Origin of the sequence: Enhygromyxa salina (genome assembly GCF_000737335.2) — a bacterium.
Lineage (GTDB): Bacteria > Myxococcota_A > Polyangia > Nannocystales > Nannocystaceae > Plesiocystis > Plesiocystis salina_C.
The window spans coordinates 1-13,335 of record NZ_JMCC02000165.1; the positions used below are offsets into that span (position 1 = coordinate 1).

Consider the following 13,335-nt stretch of genomic DNA (forward strand, 5'->3'; position numbering starts at 1 on the left):
GAGCGAGCGCGCCAGGTCCCGGGCGGAGCTGGGTGCCGCCGGCTCGCGATTGATCGCGGCCCCACGCTCGCTCGAGGCGAGCCAGGCGGCGGCGATCAGGACCAGCCCGCCCAGCGCCAAGCCCCCGCCGTGGGGGTCGCCGGGCAAGCCAAACCCGCCGGCCCACGCCAGCGCGATCGCCAAGCTCGCGCGGGTGGGGAGCGACATCGCAGCAATGATACGGGGCGTCGACAGTCCTGACACCGGGAGTTAGGCTCGTTCCATGTCGAACGGCCCGCTCGCCGCCGGAGTGCTCCCGCTGCTGCCACTGCGCAGCGCGGTGCTGTTTCCGGGTGTCTCGATGCCCATCGATCTCGCGCGCCCGGCCTCGGTCGAAGCCGTGCGGCGGGCAACCCATCACGGCCACCGCGACGAGCTTCACAACTTGGTGATCGTCGCGGTCCAGCGCGATCCGATGAACGACCAGCCTGGCTTCGAAGACCTCCATCCGATCGCCACGGCGACCCGCATCGTTCAGGTGCTGCGCGGGCTGCCCGGGCGGATGACGGTGATCGTGCGCGGGCTCGAGCGCGTGCGGCTCGATGGGCTCGAGCGCGTGGAGGGCTGCGATCTGGTCCGCTATCAGCGGGCCGCTGTCTCGCCCGGTGGGTCGGCGATGCTCACGGCGCTCGCCGGGGTCCTGCGCGACCTCGTCAAGCGCCACGAGTCCCTGCTGCCCGCCAGCCGCGCCAGTCAGCAGCGCCAAGAGTCCGTCCAAGAGGCGCTCGACGAACGCGACGCCGCGCGGGTCGGTGATCTGGTCGCCAACCTCGTGGAATTCGAGACCCTCGATCGGGTCGCGCTGCTGCAGCAGCTCGACGGCGGCGAGCGCCTTCGCAAGCTGGTCGAGCTGCTCGCGCAGCGCTGCAACGAGCTCGAGGTCAAGCGCGACATCGATCGCAGCGTGCGTGAGCACCTCTCGCGTCATGAGCAAGAGGCCGTGCTGCGCCACAAGCTGCGGGCGATCCAAGCCGAGCTTGGTGATGATGATCCAGACAGCTGGCTCGACGAGCTGGCCGAGCGCCTCGACCAGAAGATCTTGCCCGAGCAGGCCCAGCTGGCCGTCGACCGCGAGCTCGCCCGGCTCGAGCGCATGAACCCCCAGAGCAGCGAAGCGGTGATCTCTCGCACCTACTGCGAGTGGTTCGCGGATCTGCCGTGGCTGATCCCCGAGCGCCGCGTGGACGACCCGGGCCTCGACGTGAACCTCGAGGACGCGCGCGCGCGCCTCGAAGCGGACCACCACGGCCTCGACAAGGTCAAGAAGCGGGTGCTGGAGTATCTGGCGGTCCGCAGGCTCGCGCCCAACCAGCGCGGGCCGCTGCTGTGCTTCGCCGGCCCGCCAGGGGTCGGCAAGACCACGCTCGCGCAGAGCATCGCCGCCACGCTTGGCCGCGAGTTCGTGCGCTTCTCACTAGGTGGGGTCCGCGATGACGCGGAGATCCGCGGGCATCGTCGCACCTACGTGGGCGCGCTGCCGGGTCGGTTGATCCAGGCCATGAAAAAGGCCGGCACCCACAACCCGGTCATCTTGCTCGACGAGCTCGACAAGCTGTCGGGCGCCGACCTGCGCGGCGATCCGGCCTCGGCGCTGCTCGAGGCCCTCGATCCCGAGCAGAACGACGCGTTCGAGGATCACTACCTGAACGTGCCCTACGACTTCTCGCAGGTCATCTTCATCTGCACGGCCAACGAGGTCGGCGCGATCCCAGCGGTGCTGCGCGACCGCCTGGAGTTCATTTATCTGTCGGGCTACACCCTGGAAGAGAAGCTGCAGATCGCCCGCAAGCACCTGCTGCCCAAGGAGCTACGCGACAACGGGCTGCTGCCAGCGCTGGTCGACGCGTCCCCGGCCGCCCCCGGATCGCTGCGAGACCAGCGTGCCCGCAACACCAGCTTGTTGGTTGCGATGCGCCGCGAGGGGGACGACCCGGTGCCAGGCGCGATCGAGCCTGGGGTCGAGATCTCGGACGCGGTGCTCGAGCTGCTGGCGACCGAGTACACCCGCGAGTCTGGCGTCCGAAATCTGCAGCGTCGGCTGGCAGCGTTGCTTCGTGACGTGGCAATGCAAAAGGCCGAGGCAGATCTGGAGTCCTTCAGCAAGCCGGCCGTGCTCGAGGTCGAGGACGTCGGGCGGATCCTGGGTCCCCCTCGCTACCGCGAGGAGCTGATGGCGTCCGGCCCCCGCGTGGGGGTGTGCACCGGCTTGGGCTGGACGCCAACTGGCGGGCGGCTGCTGTTCGTCGAGGTCACGATCGTCGCGGGAACAGGCAAGCTGCGCCTGACCGGGCGCCTGGGCGATGTCATGAAGGAGTCGGCCCAGGCCGCGCTCAGCTTGATCCGCAGCCAGGCCGAGCGGCTCGGGGTCGGGCACGTCGCGTTCGACAAGCGCGACGTTCACGTGCACTTGCCGTCGGGGGCGGTGCCCAAAGACGGACCGAGCGCCGGGATCGCGCTGACGACCGCGCTGCTGAGCGCGCTCGGGGGGCGCTCGGTTCGACACGACATCGCCATGACCGGCGAGGTCACGCTGCGCGGTCACGTGCTGGCGATCGGCGGGGTCCGAGAGAAGGTGCTCGCGGCGCACCGGGCCGGCATCACCGACGTGATCTTGCCGGCGCGCAACCGCAAGGACGAACCTGACATCCCCGCGGCCGCCCTCGCGGATCTGCGCCTGCACTTCGTCTCCCACGTCGACGAGGTCTTGGCGCTGGCGCTGTGCGAGGTCCCAGCCCGCGCGAGCGCATGAGTCAGGGCCCGTAGCCGACCATGGGGTCGGGGAACAGCTGCGCCCGGTTCGAGGCCTTGGCTCGCGCTTGGCTTGGAATTTCGGTCGGCGCCTCGGTCGAAGGCGAAGGTGAAGGTGAAGGCGAGATCCAGCCGGCGGGGGCCTGCGCAGAGGGGGTCTCCTCGGGAACTGACGCCTGCAGCGCCGCGAGGCTGGCCAGCTCGAGTACCACCAGCAACACGGGGATCATCAGGAACACGATATTGACGACAGGGAGCAGCAAGTGCTCGACGAACTCGGCGCCGCTTCGTGGCTCGCGATGCATGGCCCCCGGACGGTCGACCGCGAGAGAAGTTCCGCGTGGCTTCACAAGGGCGTCGCGCCCGTGGCTTCGACCCGGGCTGAGCGAGGCGGGCACTCTCGCGCCGCGACTGGGCGCGACCGCCACCGCGACTGCGACTACACAGACACGACAGTGTGCCAATGCGACTAGCCAGGGCGGCAGGGCCCCAGGCTGACTGTCCGTATTTCACGACCGGATCCCATTGGCAATAAAATGGACATCCAACCCGCCGCCGGCTACCAGCAGAGGATGCGTCTCCGCGCCTTGATGGACCGCACGGTCGCTCGCACTGCGCTCGCGCCGTGGCCAATTGCGAATCACTGCACCGTTCTCTCTGGTTCGGTATGTCAACACTTTTACCGATCGGAATGTATATTGAGATCATGTTGCACACCAAACAGCTGTTCTCGATCATCGCTCTAGTCGCTCCCTTCGCCATCGCGGCGGTGGCCACGTCAATGTCATCTAGCTCCGCAGTCGCGGCCGTTCAGGGCCCCGATCTGTGCATTGCCACCGGCATCGACGCCCGGCCGGACGACGACAAAGTTGGCCGTGGGGGCTGCGTCTACGCGGCCCCCGACGCCCCTGTGCTCGAAGCGGACGTCTGCTGGGACGGCAAGCTCGCCACGCTCAAGGGCACCGCCCCGTGCTTGGGCTACAAGCGCGCCTATCATGTCCGGCACGGTGAGGTGCTCGACCCCCAGACCGGCGAGGTCGCGGCCTACGCCCCGCTCGCCGACACTTGCGGGATCGTGCCCTGCTCGCAGATGTTTCAGCCCGTCCCGGTCGAGGACGGGACCGCTTGCTGTGATCCCAAGACCGGTGACTGTTTCGCCCCGGACGCCAATGGCAACTGCACCGTCGGCGACATCACGTGGTGTAAAGAACTCGAGAAGCATAATGACGGCACCGTCACTTGCTACGAGTAGGGGAGGGTTCTCTAGACCCCACGTCGACCTTGGCTCTGCCGACTGCAGCCGCAGTCGGCGAAGGGCCAAGGTCTCTCTAGACCCAAATCAAGCGCTGAATCCGACATGCGAGCGCTTGGGGTGAGCGAAGGGGCTCCGCCGCCGAAGCGAGGGGCTTTGAAAGCCCCCTCGAAGACACAGTCGGCCCGAGTCGAGCGCAGCGCTTGATTTGGGTCTAGAGACCCGCGCGTTGGCGTTGACGGTATTTGGCCATGGCTGTCGCGCGCTTGTGGGTCAAGCTCGTTGGGTCGCTGCCGAGGTCCTTGGCGAGGTTCAGGCCGGCCGCGTAAAACAACGAGGCCTGGGTGGGGGCGTTGGCGTTGGCGAGCCGATCGCCAAGCACCTCGATCTGCGCGAGATACTCTTGCTGCGCTTTGGTGTCGGTCTCGCGGACGACCGGCATCGCCGTCATCAACGCCGGCACGGTCTGGGCGTACGCGCCGGCCTCGATCAGCTGGCCGAGGTGGTCCATGGCCGCGTTCGCGGTCAGCACCTGTGTCGGGGTGATGGCGACGTCCAGCGCCGGGGCTTCGCGGGACAGACCCACGCTGAGCACGAACACCGCGCCAAGCATCGCCGCTGTGATCGATGGGCGTGCGCTACGACGCAGCCAGGCGCCGACGGGCGCCCTGGAACCCAAGCGGTCGAGCCTGCCCACGTTCGGCCGGGCCAGCGCCCACAGCAGCGCGTCCATGGTCTCGAAGCGATCGGCGGGATCCTCTGACAGACCCCGACGAAGGGCCCGGGTCACGTGCGCACTCCCGCGAGGGGTGCCGGCTGGTCCCAAGGCGATCGAGTCGTAGCGCAGCTGCGCGTCGGCGCCGTGGAACGGGGCCTGATCGGCGAGCGCCTCCCACAGCGACACGCAAAACGAGAACTGGTCGCTGCGATCATCGCCGGGCTGCCCCAGCAGCCGCTCGGGTGCGATGTAGCGCAAGGTTCCGACCGCGAACTTGCCAGGGCCCGGCCCTAGCTCTGGGCCCAGCGGGTCGTCGGCCAGATCCACCTGGTCGCCGCAGTCCAGGGTGTCGAGGTGGCGGGCGAGCCCAAAGTCCCCCACGGCGACGCTGCCATCGGCCCGCAACATCACGTTGGCGGGCTTGAAGTCGTGGTGGACCAGCCCGGCCGCGTGGGCGGCTGCGAGACCCGTGCCAGCTTCGCAAAACAGGCGCAGGATCTCGTCGGCGTCGCGCGGCGCCGCGGCCAGCCAGCGCTGCAGATCCGTGTGTGCGTACTCGATCGCCAAGAACGGCGTCCCGAGGTGCCGACCGACGTCGTGGACACGCAGCACGTTGGGGTGGTTGAGCCGGGCCATGGCCCGCGCCTCTCGCAGCGCCGCGTCGAGCTCGTTGGGCGCGAAGCTGGTGAACAACTTGAGCGCGACCCGGCGCTCGAGGTCACGATCGATGGCCTCGTACACGACCGCGAACGCACCGTCGCCAAGCCGCCTGAGGATCTCGAAGCGATCCGCGATGAGCGGCTCCAACTCGTCCACGCGCGCCGGGTCACCGAGGGCGACCCTTGGTGCCGTTGTCCGAGTCGGATCTTGGAAGGGAGGCATGGGCACGCGATGTCCCCTAGAGTAGCGAGTTCACCCGGGTTCCCAAGCAACTGCCGCTAGCTGGCCACAAACGCAGCTCGATAGATGTTCTGAGGGAAGTGCCCGAAAGATCATCGCGCGCTCCTCGACCGTCGCCGGGCGTGATCGCGTCTGCAGTCAAAATGCGAAAACGAGAAAACCCCGAAGCACTCGCTTCGGGGTTGAGCCTCGATGAGCCCGGTAGGACTCGAACCTACGACCAACGGATTAAAAGTCCGTCGCTCTACCAACTGAGCTACGAGCCCTGGATGAGGCAGTGACCCCTACGGGATTCGAACCCGTGTTGCCGGCGTGAAAGGCCGGTGTCCTAGGCCTCTGGACGAAGGGGTCAGGAGAGAGACGGGGTTCTACATGGTCGGGCGATGTCCGGCAAGTACCAGCGAGTTCATGATCGGAAACTCGTCGGCTCTATTCGCAGAATGTTCGCACGCCGGACATCGCTGAACGCCAGGGCTCAGGGAGCGAGGAACGACATCTTGGCGGCCGACGCGTAGAACGTTTCCTTGAGGGCGTTCCACGCAGCGGGGTGAGTCTCCATGACGATCGCGTAGATCATCCCGTTGGCCGAGTTGATCTGGAACAGCGCGCGGGCGGGCTCGGGGCTGCCCTCGGCGGGCGGGACATCGAGCACGACCTGATAGAAGCGCTTGGCGTCGTCGCGCTTCTCTTCGGAGAAGGTGGAGCCGGCGTAGCCCATCGCCTCGAGGGTCTCGTCGCGGAGCACGGTCAGATCGCGCTTGTCGTCCTCGAAGAAGGTCATCGCCATGTAGTTGATCACACCACCGGGCATGCCCTCGATGCACGACACCGACTCGATCTCGCGGCTGGTGACCGCGGCGAAGCTGGGCGTCTGCTCGATGAAGTTGTCTTCGGTGATGTTCTTGGGCAGGCGGATCAAGACCGTGTCCCCAAAGAACGGAGCCGGGTAGTCGGCCGTCTCGGCGGGGCAGACCTTCTTGGTGGGGTCCTCTTGGGCGTCGCCACCGTCGTCGCCGCCGCCGCTTTCGCCGTCGGTCTTGTTCTTGCCCTTCTTCTTGTCTTTGCCCTTGGTGTCGGCCGTGGCGTTGCCATCGTCCGGCGGGTTCGAGGTGCCTTCGGGCGGCTTGTCGCAGCCAGTGGCGAGAGCGAGGGAAAGGACCAGAGAAGTGATAATGGCAGATCGGATCACGGGCACAGGTCTCCTGGTGTGGCGCATTCTTGCCAGGTCAGCGGGCGAGATTCAAGCGTTGCCCCCGGTGTCCGCCAGCGCCGTGTGGCGGGACTGGTCAGGCAGCGCGTAGGTATCGCGCCGCGGTCCGCTGCCAACGCACGGCGATGCTGGGAGGCTTGCAGCCAGCCGTCATGCGCCGGCATGCCACTCTACGGCGCCGTTCGGCAGAAAATAGATGAGGTTCATGCGCCCACCTTCGACCCGGGGCACATGGCGCGAGCCTGGGCCCAGAAACACCCAACTTGGCCGTCGAGACTCGAATTGGCAGTCTGTGGCCGGGTCTGCTGCGATGCCGGCCGCGGGGAAGCCGATCGTCACCTCGCCAGCGGGGTGGGTGTGTTCGAGGCCCGCCCCGATCATGCTCACGATGTCGATCGACAGGCCGTGGGTGGCGGCGCTGGCTTTGGCGACGCGGGAGAAGCGGGCCTCGGGCTGACCGCGATTGGCCAACACGCCCGCGTCGATGCCACGCCGGATGAGGTCTCCGATCGCCTGGACCTTGGCGCCAGCATGGGGAAACTCGCGTTCGAGCGTCGCCTCGATCACTTGGATCTGCTCCGCGGTCGTGGCCGCGGCGAGATCGAGCGCGGCGACGCGTGCGAGGATCGGCTCGAGGGCTGCGAGCAGCTGTTCAGTCAATGGGTCGGGATGGGCGGACATGCGGGGACCTTCAGTTGGGGGACGGTGGTGGCGCGCTCGTGACCCCGTCCGTGACCCAGTCCGTGACCCAGTCGCTGCTGGTCACGCGTATGTGACGGGGCTGTTCATCGGTGGGCGGGGTTGATGCGGTGGTCAGCATCGAAGTTGCGAGGACGGATCGAATGGGCGCTGGGTCGAGCTTGGCGAGCGCCCGACCGGGGCCGTCCTCCCCGCCTCGCGCTGACTCGCGCAGCCAGGTGACGATGGTTGGGCCATGGCCGACGCGCGTGAGGCCGACGCGCTGCTCGTCGAGCGCTCCGATCGTGATCACATCAAATGGAAACCCGTCGGCCGCGCCCGCGCCGAGCCGAAGCCCCGGGTGCTCGAGATCAGCGCGCAGCATGACCTGCCAGCGATCGAGCACCCGCGCGGCGAGCAGGGCCGGCGGACAGGCGCTCGGCCACATCCACACCATCTCGCCCGCCGGGCTGTGCAGCTCGACGAGCTCGGCCGGGCTGTCGCCGAGCGCATCGAACATCCGATCGAGGTTGCCCAGCTGCATCGGCAAATTACGATAGTCGAGGGCGGCGAAGACCGGGAGCGCGACCTCGGGGGCCTCGGTCATGCGCGCGAGCGTGGTGAGGGCGGCCGGCAGCTCGGGGTCGTCGTACTGGATCGACGTGGCCAGCCGCGCGTCGTCGGGCAGCCACTCGTAGCTGGCGAAGCGCAGGCCGACCTGGCACGCGGGCGACGGCTCGTGGACGGCGGTCTGCGCTGGGGTCTTGGGGGGCGTCAACGCTTCGCCGGGCGGCTGGCGACAGCCAAGCGAGAGGCTGGCGAATACCATCGCGCTGGTGAGGCCGACGGTGCTGGGCCTACGGATCATGCTGCCCATCGCTTGGTCTCTGCGCTCAGCGATCCGCGAAGTGCTTGACCTGCTCGGGCGCGATCGCCAAGCGACCGACCACGCCGCCTTGTTCGGGCGTGAACGCGATCTCGCTGATCAGCTGTTGGACCTGCTGGTTCTCTTCGGGGTGGGCGCGGGCGCGCAGGGCGTTGGCGCACTCGTCGACATCGCCGCTTGGATCCAAGCGAACCTGTCCTTCGTAGCCGAACTTGGTGCCGGGACCCGGTACCCGCCGCAGCGCGAACTGAACCTGCGCGATCGTCTGGCTCACGTCGAAGTGCACGAGCGGGCCGGCGGCGAACAGGACCAGATCGATCATGGGATCTTCGCTCAGCGCCCGGGCGAGCTCTTGCTCCACTGGCGAGGTGTCTTGATCGCGCGCGGTGGTCAGCGGCTCGAGGCCCGCACCCGGCACGTCGACGGGGATGAAGGCCACGACCTCGCCGAGCACAGCGATCCGCCACGGAAACGAGCCGCCGGGCAGCCACACGTCGATCTCGTCCACGGTGTTCTTGGCGAACCCGCCTTGCTCGAACAAGGCCGGCAGCTCGGCCGCGTCCTTGCGAAGCCGCCGCACGAAGTAGGGCGACTTGGACAGCGCGACGCTGAACGCGAGCGAGCTCGGCTCGAGCCAATTCGTGGGCTCGGCGTCGCCGTCGAACACCACGTCGAGCCCCTCATCGAGGGTTGCGCGCTCGTCGAGCAAGTCGGCGGCCTTGGGCGGGATCGCGTACACGACCGCGAGGATCGCCGGATCGAGGCGCTCACCCAGGCGGTCGTAGGCGACCCCGAGCGGATCGGGGGGCAGCCACGCGAGCAGCAGATCGAGCTCGTTCGACGCGGCGGCTTCGGGCGCCTCGGTCGGGCTCGCGGCTGAGTCCGCGGCCGCGGGCGGCGTGTTGGCGGCGTCGCCCGAGTTCGCGGACTCTGACGCGGGCGGGGGATCCTTGCAGCCTGCCGCGGATCCCAGCGCGAGCGCGAGGGTCATGGTCAGCAGGGGCAGCGCGAGCGGACGCGCGTGAATCGACGCGCTCATGTCTGCGGCACCCAGCGCTTGCCCGCGCGAATGAAGCGGCGAGGAAAGGCGAGCACGCGCTCGGGCACGCTGCCGGTGTCGCCGGGCAGGCCAGCGTAGTCGGGATCGTGAGGCATGACGATGTGAATGCTGCTGTCGATCGGGAGGACCTTGGGCAAGATCGGCTCGCGGACACCCGCAGGCTCGCGCGCGAGCCAATCGCGCCAGTCGCCAGCGGCGAGGCCAAGCAAGATGCTCAAGGTAGGCGGCGGCAAGTCGACCTGCTCGGCCCGCCATTGATCCAGGATCGAGGCCGCGCTGGCCCAGCGACCGGCGCGGGTCTCGACGCCATCGGCGATCGCGTCGTGGCCTTGGTCGGCGGGGATCGTGGTCAGGTAAAAGCGCGCCATGAACCGGCGGGGAGACTCGCCCGAGGGGGTCTTCCAGGTGTCGAACCAGCGCAGGCGATCGAGCTCGACGGTGAGGCTGGCCTCTTCGATGCACTCCCTGCGCGCTGCACGCGCGAAGCTCTGATCTTCGCTGTGCGCGTCCGGCCCGGCGTCTTCAGCCTCGACGCGGCCCCCGGGGAACACCAGGGCGTCGGGCATGAACGCGCTCTTGCTAGAGCGCCGAAGCATGTAGAGCTCGGGGGCGTCGTCGTTCGGCCCGCGGGGCCGGAGCACGACGACGGTCGCCGCCGGTTGAACAGCGGTGGTCATCGAGCCGGTGGTATCACGTTCGAGGTCAGCCTGGCCATCCAAACACCGGTTGTCGGCGAGCGCGGCGGCGAATACCCTCGCGTTGATGGTCCGCGTGTTCGTGTCCCAAAACTGCATCGATCGCTGGCACGCCGCTGGCGGCATCGCGATCGACGGCGATCTCCTTCGCTTCCACGCGGTACCGACCACGAACTTGTTCATCAACCCCAGCGTGTACTTCGAGCGCGTCGACGGCGGGGAGGCTGATCCCTACGACATCGTGGGCGCCGTCAAGACCGCGCAAGAGCTCGCGCAGATGGGGGCCGAGCACTATGAGCGCTCCGTCGTGCTCGGCGACTTTGCGTACACGGTCAACCCCGGGTTCGTGGCCTCGCCGGTCGGCTCCGACGGCGCCGCGCAGATGGTCGATCCCAACACCTGGGGCCAGCTAGTTGGCGCCATGGAGGCGCTCGGGGTTCCGTGACCGCCACCCGTTCGGGTCATAAACTGCTTCCAGCAGTCCAACGCTCCGGCAGGTGGAGGCGCCTGCACGCGGGCGAGAAGCCGGTCCCGAGCTGAGTCCACTCCATGCTGCCCTTCTTCATCCTCGCGGCGCTGGCGTACGGCGCGGCCTCCTTCGCCTACGGCGCGGGCACGGGCGAGGACAGCCCGGTCAAGCAGTGGGCGCGGGCGCTGCTGGCTGGCGCGGCGCTGCTGCACACCGCGACGGTGGGGGCCCAGTGCGTCGAAGGCAACCATCCGTTCAAGTCGGTGTTCTTGGCGACCAGCCTGGGTCTGCTGATCGCCGTCGTCGGGTTCTTGGCGATCAGCGCGAAGCGGCGTCCCATGCGGGCGCTTGGGGCCGTGCTCGCTCCGTTTGGGTTGATCGCCCTCACGCTCGGGGTGGTGATGGGCCCGGCCACCGGCGTTGGCGCGGGCTCGCTCTCGGCTGGGGTCGTGCGGGCGCACATCGCTCTCGCGACCGTCGGGGTGTCTGGGTTCACGCTGGCGGCCGGGGTCGCGGGTCTGTACCTGGGTATGGAGCGGCGGCTGCGGACCAAGCAGTTTCAGAAGACAGAGACCGGGATTTCGCTGCGCGGGCTCGATCGTCTGCATTGGTGGCTGGTGCTGTTGGTCACGCCGGTGTTCACGCTCGCGATCGTGACGGGCGCCGTCGCCTTGCTGCGGGAGGGCGGACCCGCGATGCTCAGCGGGCGGCTGATCGAACTCGTCGCCGCGGGGGTCGCGTTCGTTGCGACCTCGGCTGCGCTGATCTCTCGCGCGGTCTGGGGCCTGCGGGGTCGCAAGGCCGCGTGGCTGACCATGGTCGCGTTTTTGTGCATGGTGCTGATCCTGGTGTCCTACGCGCTCCGGTCATGACTCGCTTCACCACCAAGAGGACGCGATGAGCTTGTTCGCGGTGGGGCTCAACCACACGACGGCGCCGGTCGACTTGCGCGAGCGGCTCGCGGTCCCGCGCGAGCAGATCGGCGACAGCCTCGCCGACCTGGTCAAGCGCGCGTCGCTGAGTGAGGTCGTGCTGCTCTCGACCTGCAACCGGGTCGAAGTCTACGCCGTGCAGCCCGAGGCCAAGCGCCCCGATCAGATCCTCGAAGCGCTCGCGAGTCTGCGCGGGATCCAGGGCGACCTGGTGCGCCGACACTGCTTCGTCCGCGAGCACGACGGCGCGGCCCGTCACATCTTCCGGGTCGCGGCCAGCCTCGAGAGCATGGTCGTGGGCGAGCCGCAGATCCTGGGCCAGGTCAAAGACGCGTGGCAGCTCGCGCGTCAGCGTCAGACGGTCGGCCCGATCTTGGATCGCTGCCTGACCATGGCCTTCCGCGGGGCCAAGCGGGTCCGCAGCGAGACCGAGGTCGCGCGCGGCGGGGCCTCGGTCGCCTCGGTCGCCGTCGAGCTCGCGCACCGGATCTTTGGGGAGCTGCGCGGGTCCACGGTCGCGCTGATCGGCGCGGGCGAGATGGCGCGGCAAGCCGCGGCTCACCTGCGCGCGGCGGGGGCCGAGCAGGTCCTGGTCGTCAATCGCAGCGCCGCTCGGGGTCAGGCCCTCGCCGAAGCCGTCGGCGGCGTCGCCCACGAGTGGGAGCAGCTCGCCGAGGTGCTGATCCGCGCGGACGTGGTCGTGACCAGCACCGGCGCGACCGAGCCGATCATCGATCCTCGAATGATGCGCAGGATCATGCGCAAGCGCCGAGGCGCGCCGATCTTCATCGTCGACATCGCGGTCCCGCGCGACGTGGACCCGAAGGTTGGGCGGCTCGACTCGGTCTACGTCTACGACGTCGACGACCTCCAAAAAATATTGAACTCCAACATGCAGGCCCGCGGGCAGGAGGCCGAGGCGGCCGGGGTGGTGCTCGAGCAAGAGATCACCGCGTTCTTGCACTGGCAGCGAGCCCGCAGCCTCAACCCGGTGATCCGAGATCTGCGGACCCACGCGCGATCGATCATGGATCGCGAGGTCGACAAGGCGATCGCGCGACTCGGCGATCTCGACCCCGGCCAGCGCGACGCCGTCGCGGCGCTGGGCCACGCGATCACCCAGAAGATCCTGCATCGCCCGCTCAAGGCGTTGCGCGAGTCGGCGATCCAGACCGAGCGCGACGATCTATCGGGGGCGTTGCGGACCTTGTTCGCCCTAGAAGAGGCGCTGGACAGCGAGGCGGGGCTTGGCGACGCCGAGCTCGAGGCGCTCGAAGATCTCGAGGATAGCCTCGGCTCGGGCGAGCCGCAGCAGCGTGCGCAGGGCGTTGATCTCGATCTCGATCTCGACCTCGACGACAGCGAAGACCGTGAGTGAAGAATCCGTGAGCAGCAAACAACCAAGTGCACCCAAGCGACTTCGCCTTGGCACCCGCGCGAGCGTGCTGGCGCTGTGGCAGGCCAACTACGTCCGCGACGCGCTGCTGGCCCGGTGGGGCGACGCGCGGGAGATCGAGCTGGTCGAGATCACGACCCAGGGCGACATCATCCTCGATCGGCCGCTCAATCAGGTCGGGGGCAAGGGCCTGTTCGTCAACGGCATCGAGGACGAGCTGCTCGCCGGTCGGATCGACTTGGCGGTTCACAGCATGAAAGATCTGCCTGGGCATACGCCGGAAGGGCTGGCGCTCGTGTGTACGCCCGAGCGGGCGGATCCTCGCGACGCGCTGGTCGGCCCCGCGGGCGCG

Annotated in this window: 12 protein-coding genes, 2 tRNA genes and 2 pseudogenes; 6 read left to right on the top strand and 10 right to left on the bottom strand. The window is 68.4% G+C overall.

The features are described from left to right. Window positions 1-207: pseudogene (locus tag DB30_RS38525) on the bottom strand (hypothetical protein); the annotation flags it as partial. A 55-nt stretch (window positions 208-262) separates the two neighbouring features. On the opposite strand from DB30_RS38525, the gene DB30_RS38530 reads away from it, so the two are divergent. Continuing rightward, window positions 263-2,788, top strand: coding sequence for an endopeptidase La (locus DB30_RS38530; RefSeq protein WP_052558828.1), 2,526 nt, complete (start codon window positions 263-265; stop codon window positions 2,786-2,788). 1 nt (window position 2,789) lies between these two features. On the opposite strand, the gene DB30_RS38535 is transcribed toward DB30_RS38530, so the two are convergent. Then, window positions 2,790-3,092, bottom strand: coding sequence for a hypothetical protein (locus tag DB30_RS38535; protein WP_052558830.1), 303 nt, complete (start codon window positions 3,090-3,092; stop codon window positions 2,790-2,792). Between the two features lie 401 nt (window positions 3,093-3,493). On the opposite strand from DB30_RS38535, the gene DB30_RS38540 reads away from it, so the two are divergent. Next, complete coding sequence (locus tag DB30_RS38540; protein ID WP_146662566.1) at window positions 3,494-4,039, top strand: hypothetical protein; 546 nt, start codon at window positions 3,494-3,496, stop codon at window positions 4,037-4,039. Between the two features lie 214 nt (window positions 4,040-4,253). Here the strand turns inward: DB30_RS38540 and DB30_RS38545 are convergent, their stop codons facing one another. The 8 genes from DB30_RS38545 to DB30_RS38580 form a co-directional block, all read right to left on the bottom strand. Then, window positions 4,254-5,573, bottom strand: coding sequence for a serine/threonine-protein kinase (locus DB30_RS38545; protein WP_052558834.1), 1,320 nt, complete (start codon window positions 5,571-5,573; stop codon window positions 4,254-4,256). Between the two features lie 277 nt (window positions 5,574-5,850). Continuing rightward, window positions 5,851-5,923: transfer RNA gene (locus DB30_RS38550), tRNA-Lys, on the bottom strand. A 12-nt stretch (window positions 5,924-5,935) separates the two neighbouring features. Then, window positions 5,936-6,008, bottom strand: a tRNA-Glu gene (locus DB30_RS38555). 124 nt (window positions 6,009-6,132) lie between these two features. After that, window positions 6,133-6,846: a hypothetical protein gene (locus tag DB30_RS38560; RefSeq protein ID WP_146662570.1), complete on the bottom strand. Its 714-nt coding sequence runs from the start codon at window positions 6,844-6,846 to the stop codon at window positions 6,133-6,135. 171 nt (window positions 6,847-7,017) lie between these two features. Further along, complete coding sequence (locus tag DB30_RS38565) at window positions 7,018-7,548, bottom strand: 4-hydroxylaminobenzoate lyase (protein WP_052558837.1); 531 nt, start codon at window positions 7,546-7,548, stop codon at window positions 7,018-7,020. Between the two features lie 10 nt (window positions 7,549-7,558). After that, window positions 7,559-8,422 carry a hypothetical protein gene (locus DB30_RS38570; protein ID WP_052558839.1) on the bottom strand — a complete coding sequence of 288 codons (864 nt, stop codon included), beginning with the start codon at window positions 8,420-8,422 and terminating at the stop codon, window positions 7,559-7,561. Between the two features lie 16 nt (window positions 8,423-8,438). Beyond that, window positions 8,439-9,470, bottom strand: a complete 1,032-nt coding sequence (locus DB30_RS38575) for a hypothetical protein (protein ID WP_052558841.1) — start codon at window positions 9,468-9,470, stop codon at window positions 8,439-8,441. Next, window positions 9,467-10,168, bottom strand: coding sequence for an NUDIX hydrolase (locus tag DB30_RS38580; protein WP_165704148.1), 702 nt, complete (start codon window positions 10,166-10,168; stop codon window positions 9,467-9,469). Before DB30_RS38580 ends, DB30_RS38575 begins: the two co-directional genes overlap by 4 nt. An 85-nt stretch (window positions 10,169-10,253) precedes the next feature. Between DB30_RS38580 and DB30_RS38585 the strand changes: the two genes are divergently transcribed. The 4 genes and pseudogenes from DB30_RS38585 to DB30_RS38600 all read left to right on the top strand — a co-directional run. Then, on the top strand, window positions 10,254-10,631 hold the full coding sequence (locus DB30_RS38585) for a hypothetical protein (protein WP_165704149.1): 378 nt from the start codon (window positions 10,254-10,256) through the stop codon (window positions 10,629-10,631). 104 nt (window positions 10,632-10,735) lie between these two features. Further along, window positions 10,736-11,527, top strand: coding sequence for a cytochrome c biogenesis protein CcsA (gene ccsA, locus DB30_RS38590; RefSeq protein ID WP_052558846.1), 792 nt, complete (start codon window positions 10,736-10,738; stop codon window positions 11,525-11,527). Window positions 11,528-11,552: 25 nt separating this feature from the next. After that, window positions 11,553-12,965 carry a glutamyl-tRNA reductase gene (gene hemA / locus DB30_RS38595; protein WP_052558848.1) on the top strand — a complete coding sequence of 471 codons (1,413 nt, stop codon included), beginning with the start codon at window positions 11,553-11,555 and terminating at the stop codon, window positions 12,963-12,965. Window positions 12,966-12,972: 7 nt separating this feature from the next. Next, a pseudogene (locus tag DB30_RS38600) lies at window positions 12,973-13,335 on the top strand (hydroxymethylbilane synthase); the annotation flags it as partial.